We start from the raw sequence: 24,257 nt of genomic DNA, 5'->3' as shown, positions 1-24,257 counted from the left end.
AGGCAATTCCGACTTTCGTACGGCCCCGTCCGACCCGGACGGCCGCCCGCACGCGCGCAAGGCGCGTAACCTCCGTCACAATCAGGAGGTCGTCGACAAAGCGGACCGAGTAACCGAGTAGAGGAGCCCCTGATGGACCTGACCCTTGAGGTCGTGCCGGTCCCGGTCACGGACCTGGACCGTTCGAAGACCTTCTATGCCGATGCCTGCGGTTTCCAGGTCGACACCGACTCGGAAGTGGCGCCCGGCATGCGGATCATCCAGCTGACCCCGCCGGGTTCCCGCTGCTCGATCGCCCTGCTGAGCGGCATGCCGCCGCACCCGGACCAACCGGGCATGACGCCGGGCACGCTCCACGGCCTCCAGCTGTGCGTCACGGACATCGCCGCGGCTCACAAGGAACTGGCGGCCCGCTCGGTCCCGGTTTCGGCGGTCCAGCACGTCGGCGCGACCGGCTGGGAGGACGGCAAGGGCGAGGAGTGGAACTCCTTCATGTTCTTCAAGGACCCGGACGGCAACAGCTGGTGCGTCCAGGAGGCGCCGGCGCCACTGTCCGAGCGCTGAGCCGACTGCGGACGCCGATTACGGACGCCGATTACACACGCCGATTGCGGGCGGCGCCGGGGCGTGTACGGACTTCCGTACGCGCCCCCGGCGCCCCTACGCGCCCAGCGCCCGCGACACCGTATAGATCAGCAGTCCGACCAGCGCGCCCACCACCGTGCCGTTGATCCGGATGAACTGCAGGTCCCGCCCGATGTGCGCCTCGATCTTGCGCGAGGTGTGCTCCGCGTCCCAGCCCGCCACCGTGTCGGTGATCAGGGACGTGATCTCGTCGCGGTACGTCGTCACCACGTACACCGCGGCGCCCTCCAGCCACCCGTCCACCTTCGACTGGAGCCGGCCGTCCGTCGCCAGCCGGGTCCCCAGGGAGAGCAGGGACGCCCGCACCCGTAGCCGCAGCTCGCTCCGCTCGTCCTCCGCCGCCGAGATGATCATCGCTCGTACGGAGGCCCAGGCGGACGCGATCACGTCCTGCACCTCGCTGCGGCCAAGGATCTCGGACTTCAGTCGCTCCACCCGCACCCGGGTGTCCGTGTCCGACTGCAGATCGGCGGCGAAGTCGGCGAAGAAACGGTCGAGCGCCCCGCGCGCCGGATGCTCCGGCATGTCCCGCATCTCGGTGAGGAAGCGCAGCAGCTCCTTGTAGACGCGCTCGCCGACCTTCCTGTCGACGAAGCGCGGCGTCCAGCCCGGAGCCCCGCCCTGCACCGCGTCCATCACCGAATCGCCGTGCAGGACCAGCCAGTCGTTGGCCTTGACGCACACCAGGTCCACCATCTCGCGGTGACCGCCGTCCGCGACGATCCGCTCCAGGGCCTTTCCGAGGCCCGGGGCGATCTCGGCGGCGTCCGCCCGCCGGTTGATGGCCTCGCCGACCACCGCCTGCACGTCCGCGTCGCGCAGCACGGTCAGCGCGCCGCGCAGCGCCGTGGACAGCTCAGCCGTCACCCGGTCGGCGTGCGCCGGTTCCGCCAGCCAGGCGCCGAGCCGGGCTCCGATGCCGATGGCGTGCAGCCGGGCCCGTACGACGTCGGAGGAGAGGAAGTTCTCCCCGACGAAACCCCCCAGGGTGACGCCCAGCTGATCCTTCTTGGTCGGGATGATCGCGGTGTGCGGGATGGGTACGCCCAGCGGGTGCCGGAACAGCGCGGTGACCGCGAACCAGTCGGCCATCGCGCCGACCATGCCGGCTTCCGCGGCCGCGGCGACATAGCCCGTCCAGCCCCCTGCGCCCGCGTTCTGCGCCCACTTGGCCAGTACGTACACGAGCGCGACCAGGAGCAGGAGCCCGGTCGCCGTCGTCTTCATACGGCGGACGCCACGGAACTTCTCCTCGTCGGCGGGGCTGTATGAGAAAGCGCCGAGCGGGGCAGACTGCCTGATGTCTGCTTTTACCGCTTTTGTACGTTCCATCCACTCCACCCGTCCGACGGTCCTCGTACGCATTGTCCCTACCTGACCGACTCCTGGAACGCGCCACGAGTTCCCGGCGTCTTGCAGGACGAACTCGCGGGACGAACTCGCAGGACGAACCCCCGGCCGGCGGAGAGGTACCCCCCTCGGATGACCCAGCACCGCATGAGCACGCACTCGCGCTCGCGCCGAGGCAGTGTCGTGCTCGCCACGCTGCTGCTCGTGGCCGCTCTCGTCTCCGCCGGCGTGTTCATGGGCGTCTCCGGCGCCTCGGGCAGCCAGGACCGCCCCGCCGCCCACCCGCGCGCCCTCTGGGTCGGCACCTGGTCCGCGTCCCCCGCCGCCGCGGAGTCGGGGACGCACGGCACGGGAACGCACGGCACGGGAACGCACGGCACGGGAACGCACGGCACGGGAACGAACGGCGCGGGAACGAACGGCGCGGGCCACGCCGGGCGTACGTTCCGCAACGTCATCCACACCAGCATCGGCGGCAGCCGCGTCCGGGTCACCCTCTCGAACCTCTTCGGCGTACGCCCGCTGCGTATCGGCCACGCCTCGATCGCCCTGGCCGCCGCCCCCGACCCCCGCAAAAGACCCGCCGCCGCGCCCGGCACCCTGCACCCGCTCACCTTCGGCGGCTCCCCCGGTGTCACCATCCCGGCGGGTGGCGAGATCACCAGCGACGCCGCCCGCCTGCCCGTACCGGCCGACGCCGATGTACTGGTCAGCACCTACGCGCCGCGGTCGGCGGCCCCGGCCGGCCCCGTCACGTACCACCCGCGGGCCCGCCAGACCTCGTACGCGGCAGCCGGCGACCATACGCAGGTCACCGGCGCGGACGCGTACACCTGAGGGTTCCCCCAGCGTGCGGTCGAGGACGAGGCCGGTCAGCACGCGCGCAACCGTGCGGGCTACGCGCCCGACCGCTCCGCGTACATCTTCGCGATGGGAGGCGGTCAGCCACCCTGCACCACCACCTTCCGGGTCGCCACGGCCTGCAGCAGCCGGCCCACGCCCAGCAGCGCAACCCCCCACGCCGGTTGGAAGCCCAGCGCCCCCGCCACCGCCCAGCCGGTGTGCCGGCCCAGCAGCACGTCCATCGGCACCTGGAGCATCGCCGCCCACGGCAGCGCCCGGGCCAGCTCGCCGAACGCGCCCGGGAAGACGGTGAGCGGCAGAAGCATGCCGGAGAAGAAGATGGACAGAAGGAGGGCGATCATGTTCACGCCGGCCCCGTCCAGCAGCCAGAACGCGCACAGCCCGACCAGGAAGCGGACCGCGAAGCTGACCACGATCCCCAGCCACACGGAGACCAGGAACAGCAGCCACACCACCGGGTCGGAAGGGAGCGCGAGCCGGAAGCAGACCGCGCCCGCCGCAAGCGGCACGACACCCCGGCCCAGCAGCTGGAACGCCGCCCGCCCCAGATCGCTCGCCATCCACCACAACTGAAGGTCCGCCGGCCGGTACAGATCCACCGCGATGTCACCGGTACGGATCCGCTCCTGCAACTCCTCGTGGAAACCGCCGCCGATCAGCGCCGCCGCGGACAGCAGCCCCTGGCTCACCCAGACGAACGTCAGCGCCTGCGCCTGGTCGTAGCCGCCCAGCCCAGGACGCTCCTGCCACAGCGCGATGAACGTGTACGCGAGGATGAAGCCGAACACGGTGTTGGTGAACACCCCGGCCGCCGTCGCCGTCCCGTACGTCGCATACCGTCGGAAACCGCCCGCCGCGACGACCGCGTACACCCGCACGCCAGACCACTCCTCCGCCGCCGAGCACCAAAGCGCACGACCCTGGCCCGGCGGGCCGGGACGCCGCGACCGAATAACCGGCAACCAGCAACCGGCATGCGAGGATGTTTCATCGGTTAAACGGGCGTACTGCGCCAATCGCCCGTTACGACACCGTTGCGTCCGGAGAGTGAACCACCGGACGCGACCGAGGAGTCACTACAGACATGAGCGACGAGCAACACAAGCAGGGCTGGACCCCCCGGGACCCCGCGGCCCCCGCCGCCCCCGCCGCCCCCGCGACGGCACACGGTCCCGCGCAGCCCGGAAAGGCCGGAAAGAAGCCCCGCCCCCAGCGCACCGGCCTCCGCCGCCTCCTCCCCACCTGGCGGATGGTCCTCAGCACCTTCCTGCTGCTCGCTCTCCTCATCGTCGGCGGCCTCGTCATCGGCTACCTCCTGGTTCCCATCCCACCCGCCAACGCCGCCGCCACCGCCCAGAACAACGTCTACCTCTACGCCGACGGCTCCCCACTCGCCCGCGACGGCGAGGTCAACCGGCAGAACATCAAACTCGCCGAGGTGCCCAGAACCGTCCAGCAGGCCGTGCTCTCCGCCGAGGACCGCGACTTCTACTCCGAACGGGCCGTCGACCCCCAGGCCATGGTCCGCGCCGCCTGGAACACCGTCACCGGCAAGGGCAAGCAGTCCGGCTCCACCATCACCCAGCAGTACGTGAAGAACTACTACCTCGGCCAGGAACAGACCGTCACCCGCAAGGCCAAGGAGTTCTTCATCGCGGTCAAACTCGGCCGCGAGGAGAGCAAGGACTCCATCCTCGAGGGCTACCTGAACACCAGTTACTTCGGCCGCAACGCCTACGGCATCCAGGCCGCCTCCCAGGCGTACTACGCCAAGGACGCCCGCACCCTCACCACCGCCGAAGGCGCGTACCTCGCCGCGCTCCTCAACGCCCCCAGCGCGTACGACGTCGTCGCCCACCCCCAGAACAAGGCCAAGGCCGTCAACCGCTGGAACTACGTCCTCAACGGCATGGTCAAGGAGAAGTGGCTCACCCCCGCCGACCGCGCCACCATGAAGTTCCCCGTCCCCGGCACGGCCAAGGCACCCTCCGGCATGTCCGGACAGCGCGGCTACCTCGTCGAAGCCGTCAGGGACTACCTCACCACCCACGGCATCATCGACGAGAAGACACTCGCCTCCGGCGGCTACCGCATCACCACCACCATCGACAAGACACGGCAGAACGACTTCGTCGAGGCGGTCGACGAGGAACTCGTCAGCGCAATCGACAAGGACCGCAAGAAGGACCGCATCGTCCGGGCCGGCGGCGCCTCCATCGACCCCGAGACCGGCAAGGTCGTCGCCATGTACGGCGGCTTCGACTACACCCGGCAGTACGTCAACAACGCCACCCGCCGCGACTACCAGGTCGGCTCCACGTTCAAGCCGTTCGTCCTCACCTCGGCCGTCGAGAACCGCTCCTCGACCCAGGACGGCCGGCGGATCACCCCCAACACCGTCTACGACGGCACCAACAAGCGCCCCGTCCAAGGCCTGGACGGCCGCGCCGGCTACGCCCCGGCGAACGAGGACGACGTCTCGTACGGGCCGATCACCGTCCGCACCGCCACCGACAAGTCCGTCAACTCCGTCTACGCACAGATGGCGGCCGACGTCGGCCCCGACAGGGTCGAACAGACCGCCGTCGACCTCGGCATCCCCGAGGACACCCCGGCCATGGACGCCGTCCCCTCCATCGCGCTCGGCACCGCGCAGGCAAGCGTCCTCGACATGACCCAGGCGTACGCCACCCTCGCCAACCACGGCGAACGCGTCACGTACTCCATGGTCGAGAAGATCACCAAGGACGGCACCGCCCTCGAACTCCCCCCGCAGGACAGCGTGCGCATGGTGACGCGCGAGGCCGCCGACACCACCACCTCCGTCCTGCGGACCGTCGTCCAGAACGGCACCGGCACCGCCGCCCTCGCCGCCGGCCGCCCCGCCGCCGGCAAGACCGGCACCGCCGAGGAGGACCGCGCCGCCTGGTTCGCCGGCTACACCCCCGACCTCGCCACCGTCGTCGCGGTGATGGGCCAGGACCCCGACACCGGCAAACTCCTGCCGCTGTACGGGACGCTCGGCGAAGCCCGCATCAACGGCGGCGGCTTCCCGGCCCGGATCTGGGCCGAGTACACGAAGAACGCGCTGGAGGGCAGCGACCGCGTCGACTTCGACCTGGACGTCCAGGCAGGCGCGGACGAGATCCGCAGCCCGGAGGACCAGGACGAGGACCCGGACACGTGGGAGCCCCGCGACCGCGAAACCCAGGGCCAGGACCAGGGCGGCCGGACCCAGGGCGGACCCACGCAGGGCGGCCAGTCTCAGGGTGGCCAGACGCAAGGGGGTCCCACGCAGGGCGGCCAGACTCAGGGCGGCACCACCGGTGGCGGCACGACCGACACCGGGGGCGCCACCGGAGGAACGACCAACGGAGGCACCACGGACGGGGGCGGTACGACCAACGGGGGCGGCACCACGGACGGGGGTGCGACGGACGGCGGCGGCGCGACCGACGGCGGCGCCGCTGACACCGGAGGCGCCACCGAGGGGGGCGCAACGGACGGGGGCGGGGCCACGGACACCACCGGCGCCCAGGGCACCCGCCCCCGAAACCGTTGAACCCCTGGATGAATGAGTCCAAGGGCTGGTTGCGGACGAGGACTTCCGCCAGCACTGCTGGGCTCGCTGCGGTGCACCACGGGTGGCCGGGTGCAGGCCGAGCGGTGCCTCGCGTGTCAGGTCTGCGTCGCGGGTGTGGTGGTCCGCGGGGTGCCGGGGGCGGGGCGGCCGATGCCCAGGCGTCGGCCGATCCTGCTCATCGCCTGTGACATGCGGGACGGGAAGGCGCCGGGGTCGGGGATGGTCACCGGCCGGACGCGACCGTTGTGGATGGCGGAGATCCGCCAGCCCTGCTCGGTGCGGACGACCACGAGAGTCTGCCGGGAGAGGCGCCGTTTGGGCAGCTTGGACCGCCAGGGCATCAGCACCGATGCCGTGCCGTGAACGACGGCGACATCAGGGGTGATGTGGCGGATCGCCTCCGGTTCGCCGACGAGTGCCGAGCCGGCCAGCACCCCGCGGAAGAGCCGGTCGTGGTTGTCCTGGAGGGCCGGGCGGCCGGTCGCGTGGGTGCCGTCGTAGGAGACGTAGTCGGCGTCGGCGGTGAAGCAGGCACCGAAGGCGGCGGCGTCATTGTCGGTCCACGCGTGCATGAACTGTTCGAACAACTCCGTGATCTGCTCGTCACTGGTGGGCATGGCGTCCTCCTGAGCTATCATTTCGACTGTCGAATCTTACGCTAACAGAAAGCTTCGAATGTCGAAAGATAGGGCCATGGGCGAGGTCGCCCTGCAGATGAGGATGCTCCAGCAGAGCTTCGACGCCTTCGACGAGGCGGCCGCGGCCATGCTGGGACTGAACCGCACCGACCTGCGCTGCCTGGATCTGGTCCTGGCCAAAGAGCCGATGTCGGCCGGAGAGCTCACCACTGCTGCCAAGCTCAGCCCGGCGGCGACGACAACCGCCATCGACCGCCTCGAACGAGCGGGCTTCGTCACCCGCAGCCGGGACGCCGCCAACCGGCGGCGGGTTCTGGTCGCCGCCACCGAGGCTGCCCGCGCCGCTGAGCGCGAGGTGTACGGGCCCATCGGTGAGGCGGGGATGTTGGCGCTCCGGCGCTATGGCGAGGAGCAGGTCGCCGTGATCATCGACTTCCTGGAGACGGCCCGCCGGGTCCAAGAAGAGCAGACGACGCGCCTGAGGGGGTTGCCCGTCCGTGGACGAACGCGGGACCGGTGACCTCGTCTACTGCCAATTTGTGACGACCGAACCGGACACCCTCGCCAGGGCACTGTGCATGAAGACTGACGACCTGTTGAACGCTTTGCCGCAGCTCGCACCCTGGCGGCCGAAGGTCGGGATCTCCCCGCGACTGAGCTGACAAAAAGGCTGCAACAAGCGCCTGCGGCACGCCGCCGACCTTGTCCGGCACGTACATCGGGGAGCCGGCCGCGGACACCACGCTGTGGAGCGACGACGTCTGGGTGGTCGACTCCACCGCCGTGGAGTGCGGCCGCTCCCGGGAGACCGCCAAGCGCTCCGACCGGCCGGATGGGCCCAATGCGGCTACTGCGCCAGCCACTCGCGCTACTTCTGGGGCCTCCGCCTGCACTTGGTCTGCACTCTCGGCGGCCTGCCGATCGCCTTCCGGCACAACGAAAAGACCGGCGCACCGATCCACCGCTCCTCACCGCCTACGACTACTCAACCTTGAACTCATCGTCTAGTGGCCGGAGGTCGCCTTCAGACCCACCACGGCGACCAGCAGCAGACAGACGAAGAAGATCCGCGCGGCGGTGGCCGGCTCACCGAGCACCACCATGCCGAGCACCGCCGCACCGGCCGCACCGATACCCACCCAGACGCCATAGGCCGTACCGATCGGCAGCGTCTTCGCGGCGTGCGACAGCAGCAACATGCTCGCGACAATGCCGAGGCCGGTGAACACACTCGGCCAGAGACGGGTGAACCCGTCGGTGTACTTCATACCGATCGACCAGCCGACCTCGAGCAGACCGGCGACAAGAAGAACAACCCAGGCCATGACGGCACCTCCGAGACGTGGAAACACGGGGTGCGTCGTCTTTGCGAAGCCCGGTACGGCGCGTCTCGTCGGGTTCCCCCAACCGTAGCAAACGGGCAGCAAGAGGGCCGGTGACGCCAGTCACCAGCCCATCTACTACAGGTACAACCCGGTCGAGTCCTCCGACCCCTCCAGCCGCTCCGCCGCCACCGCGTGCAGATCGCGCTCCCGCATCAGTACGTACGCCACGCCCCGCACCTCGACCTCGGCCCGGTCCTCCGGGTCGTACAGCACCCGGTCCCCCGGCTCCACGGTCCGTACGTTCTGCCCGACCGCGACCACCGCGGCCCAGGCCAGCCGCCGGCCCACCGCCGCGGTCGCAGGGATCAGAATCCCGCCGCCCGACCGCCGCTCGCCCTCGGGGATGTCGGACCGGACCAGCACACGGTCGTGCAGCATCCGGATGGGCAGCTTGTCGTGGGTGGTGTTCTCGCTCACCCCACCGAACCTACCTTCCCGGACGCCCGGCGCACCCCTGAGGGTCACCGGAGCGTCATCCCCGCCTGCGCCGCGCCGAGAAGGCCAGCAGCCCCACGACACCCACGACCACCAGCGCCACCGGCACGATCCGCTCCAGCCGCGGCGCGCCGTTGTCCGACACGAGCTTGCCGCGCACGTCGGTGACGGTCCGGTTCACGGCGACGAAAGCCCGCCCGGCGGTCTGGTCCACTGTCGAAGCGACCCTCGCCTTGGCGTCCCCGATGATCGTCCTGGGGTGCATACGCATCCCGATCTCGTCGAGCGTCCCGGCAAGCTGGTCGCGCCTGCGGATGATGTCCGCCTCGATCTGCGCAGGGGTCCTGGCATCCGACACCGCGCTGCCTCCGTCGTCGTATGTTTCGTAAGTCCTTGCTCGACAGTCTGTCAGCTTCGGACGCATCGCACCCCACGGCACCCCTATTACGCTCGATGCCGTACGCCCGTCCCCCCTACCGACCTACCGAGGAGACCTTGATGAGCGAGCGACTCCAGCCCGGCGACACCGCCCCCGCCTTCACCCTGCCCGACGCCGACGGCAACGACGTCTCGCTCGCGGACCACAAGGGCCGCAAGGTCATCGTCTACTTCTACCCGGCCGCCCTGACCCCCGGCTGCACCAAGCAGGCGTGCGACTTCACGGACAACCTGGAGGTGCTGGCGGGCGCGGGCTACGACGTGATCGGCGTGTCCCCGGACAAGCCGGAGAAGCTCGCGAAGTTCCGCGAGAAGGAGGACCTGAAGGTCACGCTGCTGGGCGACCCCGCCAAGGGGGTACTCACGGCGTACGGAGCCTTCGGCGAGAAGAAGCTGTACGGCAAGACGGTGACGGGCGTGATCCGCTCGACAGTGATCGTGGACGAGGAGGGCAAGGTGGAGCGGGCGCTGTACAACGTGAAGGCGACGGGCCACGTAGCCAAGATCATCAAGGACCTGGCCATCTGAGATATATCCGGGCAGGAATGATAGGTGCAGCTATGATAGCCACACCTATCATTCCTTCGGAGGGTGCGCATGAGCGCAAAACCGCAGCGGCTCTTCGCCCGGGATACCGAATGGGGCGCTCTCAGCGAGTTCACAGGTTCCGCCCAGCCCGGGGCCACGCTGGGGCTGGTCTACGGGCGGCGACGGCAAGGCAAGACTCTGATGCTCGAGCTGCTCGCACGGGAGACCGGTGGTTTCCTGTTCGCTGCGACACAGCAGAGCGAGGCGCAGAATCTCGCTGACCTGGGACGCGCCTACGCGGAGTACCGCGGCATACGGCGGCCTGTGCTGTTTGCGGACTGGCGCGAAGCGCTTGACGAGATCCTCCGCATCGGAGAAGAGAGCGAACTCCCAGTCGTCATTGACGAGTTCCCTTACCTCGTCGCCGCGACCCCAGCGCTACCGTCTTACCTGCAACAAGCCTTGAGCCCGCTCAGCCACGCCAAGGAACACACCCGCACCCGGCTCATCCTGTGCGGCAGCGCCCTCACCACGATGGCCCAGCTCCTCAGCGGCGGCGCACCTTTGCGAGGTCGGGCCAGCCTTGAGCTGGTCGTACGTCCGTTCCGCTACCGGGAAGCCGCCGCCTTCTGGGGTGTGGCAACGGAACCCGAACTCGCGTTCAGGCTCAACGCCCTGGTCGGCGGCACTCCCGCGTACAAGGAGATGTGCGGAGGGGCGGGCCCTGTTTCCGTCGATGACTTCGACGGCTGGGTACAACGCCGACTACTCAACCCGGCCTCCGCCATGTTCCGCGAAGGAAGCCTGCTGCTACGCGAAGAGCCCTCCATCGCCGATCCCACGTCATACGCCTCTGTGCTCACAGCCGTGAGCAGTGGCCAGCACAGGCGGTCCGAAATCGCCGCCACTCTCGGGCGCCCCAGCAGCGCGCTGGCCCATCTGCTCGCGGGGCTCCAGGACATCGGACTGCTTGAGCAGACGGACGACGCACTTCGCGAGAGACGCAGTGTCTTCAGGGTCGCTGAACCCGTGGTCCGCCTGCACCAGCTCCTCATCCAGCGGCACGAACCCGAACTCGTGATCGGCCGGGCCGACCAGGTGTGGGCCGACAACGCCGACACGATCGCCGCAAGGATCTACGGTCCTCACTTCGAGGACCTCGCCCGCCAGTGGTGCGCCGAGCACGCAGCGGAAGCCACCTTGGGTGGTAAGGCCACCGTGGTGCGACCCACGGAGATGCCCTGCCGCGAGCACAAACGCGGCCACGAGATCGACGTGGTGGTCACCGAATCCCTGCCATTCAACGCCGACCGCGTCACGGCCATCGGCGAAGCCAAGGGCACCGCCACACCCATGGATCTGCCGCACTTGCAGCGCTTGGAACACCTCCGGGGACTCCTGCCGAGCACCAAAGTCGGCACGCTGCCCAAGCTTCTGCTCTTTGCCCGCTCTGGTTTCAGCGACGCGCTCAGGCAGACCGCGGATGATCGCTCGGACGTCGAACTGGTCGACCTGAACAGGTTGTACGCGGGAGACTGACCCACAATTGCGAGCTCCGCCGACTGTCGGACGGGTACCATGGTTGGCGGCTTGCGGCCGTGTCGTAACCAGGCAGCCGAGCGGCGCTTAGAACGCCGTGGGAGAAATCCCGTGTGGGTTCGAATCCCACCGGCCGCACATAGAAGAAGGGCCGCCCCGGTGGGGCGGCCCTTCGGCGTACGTCAGCCCAGCAGCTCCCGTACCACCGGGACCAGCGCCCGGAACGCCTTGCCCCTGTGGCTGATCGCGTTCTTCTCGTCCGGGGTCAGCTCCGCGCAGGTGCGCGTTTCGCCGTCCGGTTGCAGGATCGGGTCGTAGCCGAAGCCTCCCGTTCCTGATGGGGTGTGGCGGAGGGTGCCCGCGAGGTGGCCTTCGACCACCCTTTCCGTGCCGTCCGGGAGGGCCAGCGCCGCCGCGCAGGCGAAGTGGGCGCCCCGGTGGGCGTCGTCGATGTCCGAGAGCTGGGCCAGGAGCAGGTTGAGGTTGGCGCGGTCGTCGCCGTGCTGCCCGGCCCAGCGGGCGGAGAAGATGCCGGGGGCGCCGTTCAGTACGTCGACGCAGAGGCCCGAGTCGTCCGCGATGGCGGGGAGGCCGGTGGCGCGGGCGAGGGTGTGGGCCTTGAGGAGGGCGTTCTCGGCGAAGGTGACGCCGGTTTCCTTGACGTCCGGGATGTGGGGGTAGGCGTCCGCGCCGACCAGCTCGTGGGGCAGGCCGGCGGCGGACAGGATGGCGTGGAGTTCGGTGATTTTGCCCGCGTTGCGGGTGGCGAGGATCAGGCGGGTCATGCCACCGATTATCGGGGGTGGGTCAGGGCGAGCAGACGTTGGTCAGTTCGGAGGCGGCGTCGGTGACCGGGGTGATGTCCGGGGTGGCGTCGCCGGTCTCGATGGCGTCGCGGACGTTCTTCACGCCGGTGGTGAGGTCGTCGACGGCCTTGCCGACGTCGGCGTTGTCGGTCTTGTCGCCGAGGTCGCCCAGGTTCTTCTCGATCTGGTCGAGGGCCTCCTTGGCCTCCTGCGGGCTGTTGCCCGCGTTGGAGACGGCCTGCTGGAGGTCGTTGACGCTGTCGGTGATGGCGACGGCGGTCTGGGCGCAGTCGAATGCCTTGTCGATGGCACTGCAGCCGATGGCGGTGGGAATGGCGATGAGTGCGGCGGCTGCTGCGAGTGCGGCGTTACGTCGGCGGCGCGAGGCCATGGAACGGTCCCTCCCCAGGGTGCGGGCTGTGCGGACGGGCGCACGGTTTGGCCCGTACGCCCGTGTGTGTGATGACGCCGGCGATGGCGTATCCGGTTGCTTGGTTACGTGTCGAGTGCGGTGGCCTGCAGTGCCTGGAGGTCGGCGCAGCCGCCGGCGGCGAGGTCGAGGAGCGCGTTGAGCTCCTTGCGGTCGAAGGGTTCGGCCTCTGCCGTGCCCTGGACTTCGACGAAGCGGCCGTCGCCGGTGCAGACGACGTTCATGTCGGTTTCGGCGCGGACGTCTTCCTCGTAGCAGAGGTCGAGGAGGGGGACGCCGTCGACGATGCCGACGCTGACGGCGGCGACGGTTCCGGTGAGGGGCTTGCGGCCGGCTTTGATGATTTTCTTGCTCTGGCCCCAGGTGATGGCGTCGGCGAGTGCGACGTAGGCGCCGGTGATGGCGGCGGTGCGGGTGCCGCCGTCGGCCTGGAGGACGTCGCAGTCGAGGACGATGGTGTTCTCGCCGAGGGCCTTGTAGTCGATGACTGCGCGGAGCGAGCGGCCGATGAGGCGGGAGATCTCGTGGGTGCGGCCGCCGATCCTGCCGCGTACGGATTCGCGGTCGCCGCGGGTGTTGGTGGAGCGGGGCAGCATCGAGTACTCGGAGGTGACCCAGCCTTCGCCGCTGCCCTTGCGCCAGCGGGGGACGCCTTCGGTGAAGGAGGCGGTGCAGAAGACTTTGGTGTCGCCGAAGGAGATGAGGACGGAGCCCTCGGCGTGCTTGCTCCATCCGCGTTCGATGGTGACGGGACGGAGCTGGTCGGGGGTGCGGCCGTCGATGCGAGACATGGGGCCGAGCCTAGCGGCTGGTGCGCGCAGGCCCCGTGCCGGTGCCGGGGGGGCGGGCCGGTACGGGGCCTTCGGGGGTGCGGGGTGCGGGATGCGGGGTGCCGGATGCCGGATGCCTGGGGCCGGATGCCGGCGTTGTGCGGGTGGTGGCGGGGCCGGCGGGTGTGAGCGGGTGTCAGCTCACATCATGTCTTCGATGTCGGCGGCGATGGGGTCGGCGTCGGTGCCGATGACGACCTGGATCGCGGTGCCCATCTTGACGACGCCGTGGGCGCCGGCGGCCTTGAGCGCTGCTTCGTCGACGAGGGAGGGGTCGACGACTTCGGTGCGGAGGCGGGTGATGCAGCCCTCGATCTCTTCGATGTTGTCGAGCCCGCCGAGCCCGGCGACGATCTTCTCAGCCTTGGTGGCCATGTATTTCTCCCTGCTTGCTTTTCAAAGAGCGCTGCCAAAGAGCGCTGTCTCGGCCCAGCGTTGGTCCGCTTTGTCACGGTAACGCACGGTTGGCCCATCTTCACGGGCGGGCGTCGGGCTTGTGTCGAATGATGACGATCACCGGTTGCCTGCCCTCCGGCCGCCCTCCGGGACCGTACCGCAACTGGTCTACACCAGTGTGCGCCAACCGCCAAACCGCCTGTTCGGGAGGACGCCGATGAGCGCGAGCAGCACTGCGGCAGCGCCGCAGCGGAGGTGGTGGGGCGGCCTGTTCCAGGGGCTCCAGAAGGTCGGACGAAGCCTCCAGCTCCCGGTGGCGGTGCTGCCGGCCGCGGGCCTGCTCGTGAGTCTGGGCAACCTGTTCGACGCCTATCTGCACGGCGCGTTCTGGGACAAGACGACCAAGGTCCTCCTGGCGGGCGGGACCGCGATCCTGGACGGGAGGTTCGGACTGCCGCTGCTGTTCTGCATCGGCGTCGCGATCGGCTTCGCGAAGAAGGCGGACGGTTCGACCGCCCTGGCGGCCGTCGTCGGCTTCCTTGTCTACAGCAGCGTTCTGGAGGCGTTTCCCGTCGAGGGCTCGGTCACCGAGGTGCTCCCGGAGGGGGAGCCACAGAATCCCGGGGTTCTCGGCGGCATCCTGATCGGTCTGCTGACTGCCACGATCTGGCAGCGCTACCACCGCACCAAGCTGGTCGACTGGCTCGGGTTCTTCAACGGCCGCCGGCTGGTGCCGATCATCATGGCGTTCGTCTGCGTCATCCTCGGCGTGCTGTTCGGACTGCTGTGGGAGCCGGTGGGCGATGCGCTGAACTGGTTCTCCAAGCACCTGATCGATCTGGGAGCCTGGGGCGCGGGCATCTTCGGTGTGGCCAACCGGCTGCTCATCCCGATCGGCATGCACCAGTTCCTGAACACCTTCTTCTGGTTCCAGGCGGGTGAGTTCAGGGGCGAGGACGGCAAGGTCGTGCAGGGAGATCTGACGCGGTTCTTCGCCGAGGACCCCACGGCGGGTCAGTTCATGTCGGGGTTCTTCCCGATCATGATGTTCGGGCTTCCGGCGGCCGCACTTGCCATCGCGCACTGCGCCCGTCCCGAGCGCCGCAAGGAGGTGGCGGGACTGATGTTCTCGGTCGGTCTCACCTCGTTCGTCACGGGCGTGACCGAGCCGATCGAGTTCTCCTTCATGTTCGCGGCGCCGCTGCTGTACGGCATCCACGCGCTGCTGACGGGCGCGTCGATGGCGATCACTTGGGCGCTCGGGGTGCATGCGGGCTTCAGCTTCTCGGCCGGTCTCATCGACTACGTCGTCAACTGGCATCTCGACACGAAACCGTGGCTGATCATCCCGATCGGTCTGGGATTCGCCGTCGTGTACTACGCGGTCTTCCGCTTTGTGATCACCAGGTTCGACATCCCCACGCCCGGCCGCGAGCCCAAGGAGGTGGAGGGGGAGGTCGCGCAGGACGTCACCAGGCCGTAGCGTTCGCGCACCCAGTCACCCAGGCCCTCGGACCCCTCCCGGTCCGGGGGCTTTGCCGTGCGTGTCCCGTGTGTTCCGAACCACGGAATCGAGGGTTCCTTATCCCTCCTTCACATGCTAGAACTGGTCTACACCACCGAGTGGTGTAGACCACTGATGCTGCCCCCTCCCTCATGTCCCCTGGCAGCACCGGAGCCCATGGAGGAAGACATGAGTACGGCCACCACCACGGCGGCACCCGCGAAGAAGCGGGGTTCCGGGCTGTTCCAGAATCTGCAGAAGATCGGCCGTAGCCTGCAGCTGCCCATCGCAGTCCTGCCGGCCGCGGGCATTCTGCTCCGCCTCGGTCAGGACGATGTCTTCGGCAAGAACGGCCTCGGCTGGAACAAGGTCGCCGCGGTGTTCGCCACGGCGGGTGACGCCGTGTTCGCGAACCTGCCGCTCCTGTTCTGCATAGGCATCGCCATCGGCTTCGCCAAGAAGGCGGACGGCTCCACCGCGCTCGCCGCGCTCGTCGGCTTCCTGGTCTACAAGAACGTGCTGACCGCGTTCCCCGTCAGTGAGGCCAAGGTCCAGGCGGGCGCGGACGTCGCGGCGACCTACAACGACCCCAAGGTGTTCGGCGGCATCGTCATGGGTCTGCTGGCCGCCGTGATCTGGCAGCGCTACCACCGCACCAAGCTGGTCGACTGGCTCGGCTTCTTCAACGGCCGCCGCCTCGTCCCGATCCTCATGGCCTTCGTCGGCACCGCGATGGGTGTTCTCTTCGGCCTGGTCTGGGAGCCCATCGGCGCCGTCATCACCAGCTTCGGCGAGTGGATGACCGGCCTGGGCGCCGTCGGTGCCGGCATCTTCGGTGTGATCAACCGTGCGCTACTGCCCATCGGTATGCACCAGTTCGTCAACACCGTCGCCTGGCAGGAGATCGGCTCCTTCAAGGACTCCGCCGGCACGATGTGGCACGGCGACCTGCCGCGCTTCTTCCACGGTGACCCCACCGCCGGCCAGTTCATGTCCGGCTTCTTCCCGATCATGATGTTCGCGCTGCCGGCCGCCGCCCTGGCGATCGCCCACTGCGCCCGCCCCGAGCGCCGCAAGGCCGTCCTCGGCATGATGATGTCGCTCGCGCTGACGTCCTTCGTCACCGGCATCACCGAGCCGATCGAGTTCGCGTTCATGTTCATCGCGCCGGTCCTGTACGCGATCCACGCGGTGCTGACCGCCATCTCGATGGCGGTGACCTGGGCGTTGGGGGTGCACCACGGCTTCAGCTTCTCGGCCGGTGCGATCGACTACGTACTGAACTGGGGCCTGGCGACCAAGCCCTGGATGATCATCCCGATCGGTCTCGCGTTCGCGGCGATCTACTACATCGTCTTCCGCTTCGCGATCGTCAAGTTCAACCTCCCCACCCCGGGCCGCGAGCCGGAGGAGGAGATCGAGGACCTCACCAAGGCCTGATCGTCCTTCCCGGCTGATCCCGGAACACTGAAGCCTCCACCTGTCGGTACGAGAGGTGGAGGCTTCGGCGTACGGGCTGACCCCAGGGTCAGATCTGGTACGTCGCCCCGGCGCGGGCCAGCTCGGACGGCCCGTCGTACATCGCCTGCGCGTCTTCGAGGTTCCGGCTGCCGTCCGTCCATGGCGGGATGTGCGTCAGTACGAGTCGGCCGACGTTCGCGCGCTGCGCCTGCTCGCCCGCCTCGCGGCCGTTGAGGTGCAGGTCGGGGATGTCTTCCTTGCCGTGCGTGAAGGACGCCTCGCACAGGAACAGGTCCGCCTCGGCGGCCAGTTCGTTCAGGGAGTCGCTGACTCCGGTGTCGCCGGAGTACGTGAGGGACTTGCCGTCGTGCTCGATCCGGATGCCGAATGCCTCGACCGGGTGGCGGACCCTCTCCGTACGGACCTGGAAGGGGCCCAGCGCGAAGGAGCCGGGCTTGAGGGTGCGGAAGTCGAAGACCTCGCTCATCGACTTCTCGTCGGGCACGTCCTCGTACGCGGTGGTGAGGCGCTGCTCGGTGCCTTCCGGGCCGTAGACGGGGAGGGCGTCGCAGCGCCCGCCGTCGTGGCGGTAGTAGCGGGCCACGAAGTACGCGCACATGTCGATGCAGTGGTCCGCGTGCAGATGGCTGAGGAAGACGGCGTCGAGGTCGTAGAGACCGATGTGGCGCTGCAGCTCGCCGAGGGCGCCGTTGCCCATGTCGAGGAGCAGCCGGAAGCCGTCGGCCTCGACGAGGTAGCTCGAGCAGGCCGAATCCGCAGACGGGAACGAACCCGAGCAACCGACGACGGTGAGCTTCATGGAGCAGGAACCTCCGTGGACGAGGCGCGCGGCAGGGGTCGTGCGGTGCGTCGAGCGTAAGGCGCGAAAGGTCTGGTCGCTCCTCCACGGCGGACCGTTGTGGGGGAACTCACCTGCTCTGTCACCGGTTCGGGCGGCCGTCGCGCCGTACGGCGCGGGCGCCGGTACCTTCGGGGCATGGATACGTCCTGGTGGCCCGCGCTGGCCGCGGCGGTGGCCGTGGCGCTGGTCGCCGTGGTCGCGGGCCTGCGCCGGCCCGGTGGCCGGGCCCGGCCGCCCGGGCGGCCGGGTCGTCCCCGCGGTCCCGGCGGTCCGGTACGGGCGCCTCAGCGCAAGCCGCTGCGCATGCCGCAGCGCACGCCGCAGCCGGGCGAGATCTGGTGGGCGGCCGTGCCGTACGAGGACGGGCCGGGGGCGAAGGACCGGCCGTGCCTGGTGCTGTCGGTGCGCGGTGGGTCCAGCCGCGTCGCGAAGATCACCAGCAGGTACCACGACGAGCGGCCGGGCGTGATCGCGTTGCCGCCGGGGGTGGTGGGCGACCCGCAGGGGCGCCCGAGCTTCCTGGAGACGGGTGAGCTGCGGGATGTTCCGCTGTGGGAGTTCAGGCGCCGGGTCGGCCCGGTGGACCCCACCCTGTGGGACCAGGTCCGTCACCTGGCGGGATGAACGGGACGAGCGGGGCGGGGTGAGCGGGACGGGGTGAGCGGGACGGGGTGAGCGGGGTGAGGGGCTGTGCCGCCCCACCACCCCACGCCGCCGGTAGCAGGACGTGTGACGCGTTACGCCCAGAGCTGGCCCTGGAGCGTTTCGATGGCCTCTTCCGTCGTCGCCGCCGTGTAGACGCCCGTCGAGAGGTACTTCCAGCCGCCGTCGGCCACCACGAACACGATGTCCGCGGACTCGCCGGCCTTCACGGCCTTCCTGCCGACGCCGATCGCCGCGTGCAGGGCGGCGCCGGTGGAGACGCCCGCGAAGATGCCCTCCTGCTGGAGGAGTTCCCGGGTGCGGGTGACCGCGTCCGCCGAGCCGACCGAGAAGCGCGTGGTGAGCACTGACGCGTCGTACAGCTCGGGGACGAAGCCCTCGTCCAGGTTGCGCAGGCCGTAGACCAGGTCGTCGTACCGCGGCTCGGCGGCGACGATCTTAATGTCGGGCTTGTGCTCGCGCAGGAAGCGGCCGACGCCCATGAGGGTGCCGGTGGTGCCCAGGCCCGCCACGAAGTGGGTGACGGACGGCAGGTCGGCGAGGATCTCCGGGCCGGTGGTCGCGTAGTGCGCGCCGGCGTTGTCCGGGTTTCCGTACTGGTAGAGCATCACCCAGCTGGGGTTTTCCGCGGCCAGTTCCTTGGCCACCCGGACCGCGGTGTTGGAGCCGCCCGCGGCCGGGGAGGAGATGATCTCCGCGCCCCACATGGCGAGCAGGTCCCGGCGCTCCTGGGAGGTGTTCTCCGGCATCACGCACACGATGCGGTAGCCCTTGAGCTTGGCCGCCATGGCGAGCGAGATGCCGGTGTTGCCGGAGGTCGGCTCCAGGATGGTGCAGCCCGGGGTCAGCCGGCCGTCCTTCTCCGCCTGCTCGACCATGTGGAGTGCGGGGCGGTCCTTGATCGAGCCGGTGGGGTTGCGGTCCTCCAGCTTGGCCCAGATACGGACGTCGCCCGACGGGGACAGGCGGGGCAGGCGCACCAGCGGCGTGTTGCCGACCGCCGCCAGCGGGGAGTCGTAGCGCATCGGACTCAGACCATGCCGCCGGCCACGGCCGGGAGGATCGTGACGTTGTCGCCGTCGGCGAGCTTGGTGGAGATGCCGTCGAGGAAGCGGACGTCCTCGTCGTTGAGGTAGACGTTCACGAAGCGGCGCAGCTGGTCGCCGTCGACGATGCGCTCCCTGATGCCGGTGTGGCGCGTCTCCAGGTCCGCGAGGAGGTCGGCGAGGGTGTCGCCGTTGCCCTCGACGGCCTTGGCGCCGTCGGTGTAGGTGCGGAGGATGGTCGGGATGCGGACCTCGATGGCCATGGCGTGGGCTCCTGTCGGAAGCGTCGGAAGCGGAGGGTGGCGTGCGGGCGCGCGGCGCTCCGCGCGGGGTGGTGCTGGTGCTGGTGCTGGGTTCTGGATGCGCGGGGGCCGCGGCTCAGGCCGTACGCGGACAGATGGCGCTGGCCAGTCGGCACAGGTCGACGTGCAGGCGCGCTACGAGCAGCGGGGTGCTCGGCGTCTTGTCGCTCACGTCGTGGGAAACCATGCGGTCATCGTATCGATTCCCTGTCCGGGGCCCGGAATGTGATCTCGCATGGTGGACCGAAGCTGTTCGTCAGGCGGACGGCGGGAGGTGGACGACGGTCGGAGCGCCGGTGACGGGATGGGTGCTGGCCTCGGCTGTTACGCCGTGGACGGCGGGGAGCAGGTCCTCGGCGAGGACCTGCTTCGGGGCGCCAGAGGCCACGATGCGGCCGCCGTCGAGGACGTACAGCCGGTGGCGGTAGTACGCGGCCAGGTTCAGATCGTGCAGGGCGAGCAGGTTGGTGGTGCCCCAAGTCCCTTACCAGGGAGAGGGGTTTCGAGCTGGTAGAGGATGTCGAGGTGGTTGGTCGGTTCGTCGAGGACGGCGAGGGCGGGCTGCTGTACGAGGGCGCGGGCGACCAGGGCGCGCCGGCGTTCGCCGCCGGAGAGGGCGGCGAGGGCGCGGTCGGCGAGGGCGCTGATGCCGATGCGGGCCAGGGCGTACCACAGCGTGGTCGTCGGCCGTGTCCGGCGCCCAGAAATTCTTGTGCGGGGAACGGCCCATCGCGACGATGTCGCGCACGGTCAGCTCGAAGCCCGCGCGCCCGTCCTGCGGGACGCACCCGATCTTGCGTGCCCTGGACTTGGGGGAAAGGGTGCTCAGGTCGTCCAGGTCCAGGAGGACCCGGCCGCCGGTGGGGCGCAGCGTGCCGTACACGCAGCGCAGCAGGGTGGTCTTGCCGCTGCCGTTGGAGCCGACGATGCCGACGGTCTCGCCGGGGGCGGCGGTCAGGTCGACGGAGTCGACGAGGAAGGACGGCCCGCCGGTGAGTGCGGTCAGTACGCCGACCGGGATGTCCTGCGGGGCGGCGACCGTACGGACGGCGACCCGGCCATGACCGGGCGCCCGGTGGTCATCGTGCCTCCGCCTCGGGCGAGGGCTACGGCGAAGGCGGCGGCGGGGATCGCCACGGTGGTGGCGATCCCGGCGCCGATGCCGAGGACGATGACGGCGACCGCGCCGGCGGAGGCGCCGGGCGGGACCGTGCCGGATTCGCACGGCTTCCTGGGTCCTGCCGCCTTGTTGTCGGCGCTGAGTGTGGCAGACGGGCCGTCAGTACGTCTCGACGACCTTGACGTCTTCCTCTGTGATGACGCCGTCCACGATGCGGAACGAGCGGAACTGGAAGGGCCCGGCCTCGTCCGTGTCGGCGGTGGATACCAGCACATAGTGCGCGCCCGGCTCGTTGGCGTACGAGATGTCCGTGCGGGACGGGTAAGCCTCGGTCGCGGTGTGCGAGTGGTAGATGACCACGGGCTCTTCGTCCCGGTCGTCCATCTCGCGGTAGAGCTTGAGGAGGTCGGCCGAGTCGAACTCGTAGAACGTGGGCGAGCGGGCGGCGTTCAGCATCGGGATGAACCGCTCGGGGCGCCCGGTGCCCGCCGGGCCGGCGACCACGCCGCACGCCTCGTCGGGGTGGTCCTCACGGGCGTGGGCGACGATGGCGTCGTGCAGGGCCTGGGTGATGGTGAGCATGGGCACGAGGATAAGCAGATGGCCCCCGGGTCTGAGATCCGGAGGCCATCTGGTGAGACGCGTTACCTCGAGGCGTTACTTCGAGACGCTCTCGTACTGCGGCGTACGGTCCGCGATCTGCGGGTTGCGGCTCTTCAGGATCGCCCAGCCGATGGCCAGGCCGACGGCCCAGACGGCAGCCACGATCAGGGAGACGCGCGCGTCCTTGTCGTACGCGATCATGCCGGTCACGAAGACCAGGAAGATCAGCGCGACCCAGCTGAACTTCGCACCGCCCGGCGCCGGGAAGGACGAGGCGGGCAGCCGGCCCGCGTCGACCGCGCGGCGGTAGCGGATGTGGCTGACCAGGATCATCATCCAGGTCCAGATGCCGGCCGCGGTGGCCACCGAGACGACGTACCCGAAGGCCTTCTCGGGGACGACGTAGTTGAGGATCACGCCGATGCCCATGAGGGCGACGGAGACGGCGATGCCGATGGCGGGGGTGCGGCGCGCGTTGAGCTTGCCGAAGGCCTTGGGGGCCTCGCTGTTGGCGGCGAGGTCGCGCAGCATGCGGCCGGTGGAGTACATGCCGGAGTTGCAGGACGACAGCGCCGCGGTGAGGACGACGAAGTTGACGATGCCGGCGGCGAGCGGGATGCCGATCTTCTCGAAGGCGTGGACGAAGGGGCTCTGGCCCGCCGAGAACTCGGTCCACTTGACCACGGAGAGGATGACGAGGAGCGCGCCGACGTAGAAGACGATGATGCGCCAGGGCAGCGTGTTGATGGCCTTGGGGAGCGTCTTCTCCGGGTTCTCGGACTCGCCCGCGGTGACGCCGACGAGCTCGACGGCGAGGTAGGCGAACATGACGCCCTGCAGGGTCATCAGGCTGGAGCCGATGCCGTTCGGGAAGATGCCGTCGTGCGCCCAGAGGTTGGAGGCGGCGGCGGTGTCACCGGCGTCGGAGAAGCCGAGCGTGAGGACGCCGAGACCGATCACGATCATGCCGATGATCGCGGTGACCTTGACCATCGAGAACCAGAACTCGACCTCGCCGAAGATCTTGACCGAGATCAGGTTGACGCCGAAGAGCACCACCAGGAAGACCAGGGCGCTGACCCATTGCGGGATTTCGGGGAACCAGAAGTGCACATAGATGGCCGCGGCGGTCAGCTCGGCCATACCGGTGACGACCCACATGAGCCAGTACGTCCAGCCGGTGACGAAGCCGAAGAACGGGCCGAGGAACTCTCGGGCGTACTCCGCGAAGGAGCCCGAGACCGGCCGGTAGAGGAGCAGCTCGCCGAGCGCCCGCATGATGAAGAAGATCACGACGCCCGCGAGGGCGTACATGAGGATGATGCTGGGGCCGGCCTTGGCGATGTTGGCCCCGGCGCCCATGAAGAGACCGACGCCGATGGCGCCGCCGATCGCGATCATCTGGACCTGGCGGCTGCCGAGTCCGCGTTCGTATCCCTCTTCGGGAGTGCCGCCTGCGGCCTCATTGCCGTCGTGATGCTTGTCGACCTGCACTGAGGTCATGGTGGTGCGCCCTTTCTCCATGCCGGTCCGTGCCCTTGTGGCGACGGATCGGGTCCTCGATCCCCCCGGATGTGGATGGAGTTGCACGCCGGCGGTCTGCCGGCCCAAGCGCCCCTGCGGGACATGGGTGGCGTCCCGTCAGCGGTCGTGAAGATTTATCACGCTCGCAACAGTGATCCACGGGGACCGATGTGGTGCACACCACAGGAAGAAGCGGACAAAAGTCCCTAGGCGCAGCAAAAGAAGTGATCACAGTGACATGATCGTTATCCGGATTTGAGCGTCCGTTGAGCGAACACGTTGATCGATATATCCCGACAAGTCAGGCCATAAGGGATTCAGGGGAGCAGGGTGTCGACCAGGGTTTCCTGGAGCCCGCCGAGCCAGAGGTACGCCATCACCATCGGCTTGCGCGGATCGTCGTCCGGCAGCCGGTACAGCTCGTCGTTCTCGTCCTCGTCGGTGACCTCCAGCCGGGCGCCGATCGCCAGCCGCAGATCGTTCAGGGCGCCGAGCCACCGCCGCGAGTCGTCCTCGGTCAGCTCCAGTACGGCCCCGCCGTCGCCGCCCGCGGTGAGCGCGTCCAGCGTGCGGACCATCGCGAGGGCGTCCTCGCGCTTGCGGGCGCGCAGGTCGTTCTCCGTGAAGCGGCGGAACTCGGCGGAGCGGGCGCGCAGCTCCTCGTCCGCCTCTTCATGGGCGGCGTCGGGACCGCCGTACGCGTCGGGGAAGAGGCGGGCCAGCGCCGGGTCGGACGGCGGCTCGCTCGGGCCCTCGGCGAAGAGCGCGGCCAGCGGGTCCTCGCCGTCCGCGGGCGCGTCGCCGGGTCCGATGAGTTCGAGGAGCTGTACGGCGAGGGAGCGCAGGATCGAGATCTCGACCTCGTCCAGGGCCACGGCGGCGCCGCCGCCCTTCAGCGGCACGAAGGTGCCGGGGTGTGCCGCCATCAGCCGCGGTCCTGCGAGAGGGTCGCCCAGAGGCCGTACCCGTGCATTGCCTGCACGTCGCGCTCCATCTCCTCGCGGGAGCCGCTGGAGACGACCGCCCGGCCCTTGTGGTGGACGTCCAGCATGAGCTTGTGCGCCTTGTCCTTGGAGTAGCCGAAGTAGGCCTGGAAGACGTACGTCACATAGCTCATGAGGTTGACCGGGTCGTTGTGGACGAGTGTGACCCACGGGACGTCCGGCTCGGGTACCGCAAAGGTCTCTTCGGCCGACTCGGTGCGTTCGATCTCTACGGGAGCAACACTCACTTGTCCCATGCTGCCACTGGGAGGGGCCCATCGCACAAACGGCTCGCACATCTCGTCAGTTTGACGAGATGTGC

General features: G+C 69.2%; 26 protein-coding genes, 1 tRNA gene, 4 pseudogenes and 1 riboswitch. Of the genes and pseudogenes, 11 read left to right on the top strand and 20 right to left on the bottom strand.

The genetic code is table 11. The annotated features are described in order from the left end of the window. Positions 1 to 132 precede the first annotated feature (132 nt). Positions 133 to 564 carry a VOC family protein gene (locus tag NLX86_RS15655; RefSeq protein WP_254372313.1) on the top strand — a complete coding sequence of 144 codons (432 nt, stop codon included), beginning with the start codon at positions 133 to 135 and terminating at the stop codon, positions 562 to 564. 96 nt (positions 565 to 660) lie between these two features. Here the strand turns inward: NLX86_RS15655 and NLX86_RS15650 are convergent, their stop codons facing one another. Next, entirely contained in the window at positions 661 to 1,977 is a 1,317-nt protein-coding gene (locus tag NLX86_RS15650) for a DUF445 domain-containing protein (protein ID WP_254372312.1), read from the bottom strand. A gap of 150 nt (positions 1,978 to 2,127) precedes the next feature. Between NLX86_RS15650 and NLX86_RS15645 the strand changes: the two genes are divergently transcribed. Next, positions 2,128 to 2,832, top strand: coding sequence for a hypothetical protein (locus NLX86_RS15645; RefSeq protein ID WP_254372311.1), 705 nt, complete (start codon positions 2,128 to 2,130; stop codon positions 2,830 to 2,832). 104 nt (positions 2,833 to 2,936) lie between these two features. Here the strand turns inward: NLX86_RS15645 and NLX86_RS15640 are convergent, their stop codons facing one another. Beyond that, positions 2,937 to 3,737, bottom strand: a complete 801-nt coding sequence (locus NLX86_RS15640; RefSeq protein ID WP_254372310.1) for an ABC-2 family transporter protein — start codon at positions 3,735 to 3,737, stop codon at positions 2,937 to 2,939. A 206-nt stretch (positions 3,738 to 3,943) separates the two neighbouring features. Between NLX86_RS15640 and NLX86_RS15635 the strand changes: the two genes are divergently transcribed. Beyond that, positions 3,944 to 6,421, top strand: coding sequence for a transglycosylase domain-containing protein (locus tag NLX86_RS15635; RefSeq protein WP_254372309.1), 2,478 nt, complete (start codon positions 3,944 to 3,946; stop codon positions 6,419 to 6,421). 116 nt (positions 6,422 to 6,537) lie between these two features. On the opposite strand, the gene NLX86_RS15630 is transcribed toward NLX86_RS15635, so the two are convergent. Continuing rightward, positions 6,538 to 7,059 (bottom strand): SgcJ/EcaC family oxidoreductase, encoded by a 522-nt coding sequence (locus tag NLX86_RS15630; protein ID WP_254372308.1) that lies wholly within the window; start codon positions 7,057 to 7,059, stop codon positions 6,538 to 6,540. Positions 7,060 to 7,117: 58 nt separating this feature from the next. Here NLX86_RS15630 and NLX86_RS15625 point away from each other — a divergent pair, with 58 nt between their 5' ends. After that, on the top strand, positions 7,118 to 7,600 hold the full coding sequence (locus NLX86_RS15625; RefSeq protein ID WP_254372307.1) for a MarR family transcriptional regulator: 483 nt from the start codon (positions 7,118 to 7,120) through the stop codon (positions 7,598 to 7,600). A 19-nt stretch (positions 7,601 to 7,619) separates the two neighbouring features. After that, positions 7,620 to 8,009: pseudogene (locus tag NLX86_RS15620) on the top strand (IS982 family transposase); the annotation flags it as partial. A gap of 75 nt (positions 8,010 to 8,084) precedes the next feature. Here the strand turns inward: NLX86_RS15620 and NLX86_RS15615 are convergent. The 3 genes from NLX86_RS15615 to NLX86_RS15605 all read right to left on the bottom strand — a co-directional run bounded on the left by NLX86_RS15615 (position 8,085) and on the right by NLX86_RS15605 (position 9,258). Then, complete coding sequence (locus NLX86_RS15615; protein WP_254372306.1) at positions 8,085 to 8,405, bottom strand: multidrug efflux SMR transporter; 321 nt, start codon at positions 8,403 to 8,405, stop codon at positions 8,085 to 8,087. Positions 8,406 to 8,434: 29 nt separating this feature from the next. Then, positions 8,435 to 8,506, bottom strand: a riboswitch (guanidine-III (ykkC-III) riboswitch). Between the two features lie 34 nt (positions 8,507 to 8,540). After that, on the bottom strand, positions 8,541 to 8,882 hold the full coding sequence (locus tag NLX86_RS15610) for a co-chaperone GroES (RefSeq protein WP_254372305.1): 342 nt from the start codon (positions 8,880 to 8,882) through the stop codon (positions 8,541 to 8,543). A gap of 55 nt (positions 8,883 to 8,937) precedes the next feature. Further along, positions 8,938 to 9,258: a DUF3618 domain-containing protein gene (locus NLX86_RS15605; protein ID WP_254372304.1), complete on the bottom strand. Its 321-nt coding sequence runs from the start codon at positions 9,256 to 9,258 to the stop codon at positions 8,938 to 8,940. A 140-nt stretch (positions 9,259 to 9,398) separates the two neighbouring features. On the opposite strand from NLX86_RS15605, the gene bcp reads away from it, so the two are divergent. From bcp to NLX86_RS15590, 3 genes are all read left to right on the top strand, one after another. After that, on the top strand, positions 9,399 to 9,866 hold the full coding sequence (gene bcp, locus NLX86_RS15600) for a thioredoxin-dependent thiol peroxidase (RefSeq protein ID WP_254372303.1): 468 nt from the start codon (positions 9,399 to 9,401) through the stop codon (positions 9,864 to 9,866). Between the two features lie 69 nt (positions 9,867 to 9,935). Then, positions 9,936 to 11,405: an ATP-binding protein gene (locus NLX86_RS15595; RefSeq protein ID WP_254372302.1), complete on the top strand. Its 1,470-nt coding sequence runs from the start codon at positions 9,936 to 9,938 to the stop codon at positions 11,403 to 11,405. A 53-nt stretch (positions 11,406 to 11,458) separates the two neighbouring features. Continuing rightward, positions 11,459 to 11,543, top strand: a tRNA-Leu gene (locus tag NLX86_RS15590). 44 nt (positions 11,544 to 11,587) lie between these two features. Here the strand turns inward: NLX86_RS15590 and rdgB are convergent. From rdgB to NLX86_RS15570, 4 genes and pseudogenes are all read right to left on the bottom strand, one after another. Then, the gene (gene rdgB, locus NLX86_RS15585; RefSeq protein ID WP_254372301.1) at positions 11,588 to 12,190 is read right to left on the bottom strand and encodes an RdgB/HAM1 family non-canonical purine NTP pyrophosphatase; all 603 of its coding nucleotides are present in this window, start codon (positions 12,188 to 12,190) and stop codon (positions 11,588 to 11,590) included. Positions 12,191 to 12,212: 22 nt separating this feature from the next. Next, positions 12,213 to 12,602 carry a hypothetical protein gene (locus NLX86_RS15580; RefSeq protein WP_254372300.1) on the bottom strand — a complete coding sequence of 130 codons (390 nt, stop codon included), beginning with the start codon at positions 12,600 to 12,602 and terminating at the stop codon, positions 12,213 to 12,215. Positions 12,603 to 12,706: 104 nt separating this feature from the next. Beyond that, positions 12,707 to 13,432 carry a ribonuclease PH gene (gene rph, locus NLX86_RS15575; RefSeq protein ID WP_254372299.1) on the bottom strand — a complete coding sequence of 242 codons (726 nt, stop codon included), beginning with the start codon at positions 13,430 to 13,432 and terminating at the stop codon, positions 12,707 to 12,709. A 180-nt stretch (positions 13,433 to 13,612) separates the two neighbouring features. Next, a pseudogene (locus tag NLX86_RS15570) lies at positions 13,613 to 13,849 on the bottom strand (glucose PTS transporter subunit EIIB); the annotation flags it as partial. 235 nt (positions 13,850 to 14,084) lie between these two features. On the opposite strand from NLX86_RS15570, the gene NLX86_RS15565 reads away from it, so the two are divergent. Beyond that, entirely contained in the window at positions 14,085 to 15,350 is a 1,266-nt protein-coding gene (locus tag NLX86_RS15565) for a PTS transporter subunit EIIC (protein ID WP_254372297.1), read from the top strand. A gap of 210 nt (positions 15,351 to 15,560) precedes the next feature. After that, positions 15,561 to 16,811, top strand: a complete 1,251-nt coding sequence (locus NLX86_RS15560; RefSeq protein WP_254372296.1) for a PTS transporter subunit EIIC — start codon at positions 15,561 to 15,563, stop codon at positions 16,809 to 16,811. An 88-nt stretch (positions 16,812 to 16,899) separates the two neighbouring features. On the opposite strand, the gene NLX86_RS15555 is transcribed toward NLX86_RS15560, so the two are convergent. Continuing rightward, the gene (locus NLX86_RS15555; protein ID WP_254372295.1) at positions 16,900 to 17,652 is read right to left on the bottom strand and encodes an MBL fold metallo-hydrolase; all 753 of its coding nucleotides are present in this window, start codon (positions 17,650 to 17,652) and stop codon (positions 16,900 to 16,902) included. A gap of 177 nt (positions 17,653 to 17,829) precedes the next feature. Between NLX86_RS15555 and NLX86_RS15550 the strand changes: the two genes are divergently transcribed. After that, positions 17,830 to 18,318: a type II toxin-antitoxin system PemK/MazF family toxin gene (locus tag NLX86_RS15550; protein WP_254372294.1), complete on the top strand. Its 489-nt coding sequence runs from the start codon at positions 17,830 to 17,832 to the stop codon at positions 18,316 to 18,318. Between the two features lie 113 nt (positions 18,319 to 18,431). Here the strand turns inward: NLX86_RS15550 and NLX86_RS15545 are convergent, their stop codons facing one another. The 9 genes and pseudogenes from NLX86_RS15545 to clpS all read right to left on the bottom strand — a co-directional run bounded on the left by NLX86_RS15545 (position 18,432) and on the right by clpS (position 24,192). Next, entirely contained in the window at positions 18,432 to 19,382 is a 951-nt protein-coding gene (locus tag NLX86_RS15545) for a PLP-dependent cysteine synthase family protein (RefSeq protein ID WP_254372293.1), read from the bottom strand. A gap of 5 nt (positions 19,383 to 19,387) precedes the next feature. Then, positions 19,388 to 19,666, bottom strand: a complete 279-nt coding sequence (locus tag NLX86_RS15540) for a MoaD/ThiS family protein (RefSeq protein ID WP_254372292.1) — start codon at positions 19,664 to 19,666, stop codon at positions 19,388 to 19,390. A gap of 115 nt (positions 19,667 to 19,781) precedes the next feature. Continuing rightward, positions 19,782 to 19,892: a putative leader peptide gene (locus NLX86_RS35050; protein ID WP_374213890.1), complete on the bottom strand. Its 111-nt coding sequence runs from the start codon at positions 19,890 to 19,892 to the stop codon at positions 19,782 to 19,784. A 69-nt stretch (positions 19,893 to 19,961) separates the two neighbouring features. Next, a pseudogene (locus tag NLX86_RS15535) lies at positions 19,962 to 20,663 on the bottom strand (ABC transporter ATP-binding protein). A gap of 95 nt (positions 20,664 to 20,758) precedes the next feature. Beyond that, positions 20,759 to 20,914 (bottom strand): annotated as a pseudogene (locus NLX86_RS15530) (iron ABC transporter permease); the annotation flags it as partial. Positions 20,915 to 20,984: 70 nt separating this feature from the next. Further along, positions 20,985 to 21,407, bottom strand: coding sequence for a Mov34/MPN/PAD-1 family protein (locus NLX86_RS15525; protein WP_254372291.1), 423 nt, complete (start codon positions 21,405 to 21,407; stop codon positions 20,985 to 20,987). 75 nt (positions 21,408 to 21,482) lie between these two features. After that, a complete protein-coding gene (locus NLX86_RS15520) occupies positions 21,483 to 22,931 on the bottom strand; it encodes an amino acid permease (protein WP_254372290.1) in 1,449 nt (482 codons plus the stop codon). Positions 22,932 to 23,269: 338 nt separating this feature from the next. Next, positions 23,270 to 23,878 carry a DUF2017 domain-containing protein gene (locus NLX86_RS15515; RefSeq protein ID WP_254372289.1) on the bottom strand — a complete coding sequence of 203 codons (609 nt, stop codon included), beginning with the start codon at positions 23,876 to 23,878 and terminating at the stop codon, positions 23,270 to 23,272. Continuing rightward, positions 23,878 to 24,192: an ATP-dependent Clp protease adapter ClpS gene (gene clpS, locus NLX86_RS15510; RefSeq protein ID WP_254372288.1), complete on the bottom strand. Its 315-nt coding sequence runs from the start codon at positions 24,190 to 24,192 to the stop codon at positions 23,878 to 23,880. Before clpS ends, NLX86_RS15515 begins: the two co-directional genes overlap by 1 nt. Between the last annotated feature and the right edge of the window lie 65 nt (positions 24,193 to 24,257).

The sequence above is a fragment of the Streptomyces sp. A3M-1-3 genome (genome assembly GCF_024213665.1).
Lineage (GTDB): Bacteria > Actinomycetota > Actinomycetes > Streptomycetales > Streptomycetaceae > Streptomyces.
The sequence above is the reverse complement of the archived record's forward strand: the minus strand, read 5'-3'. Positions and strand labels throughout refer to the sequence as shown.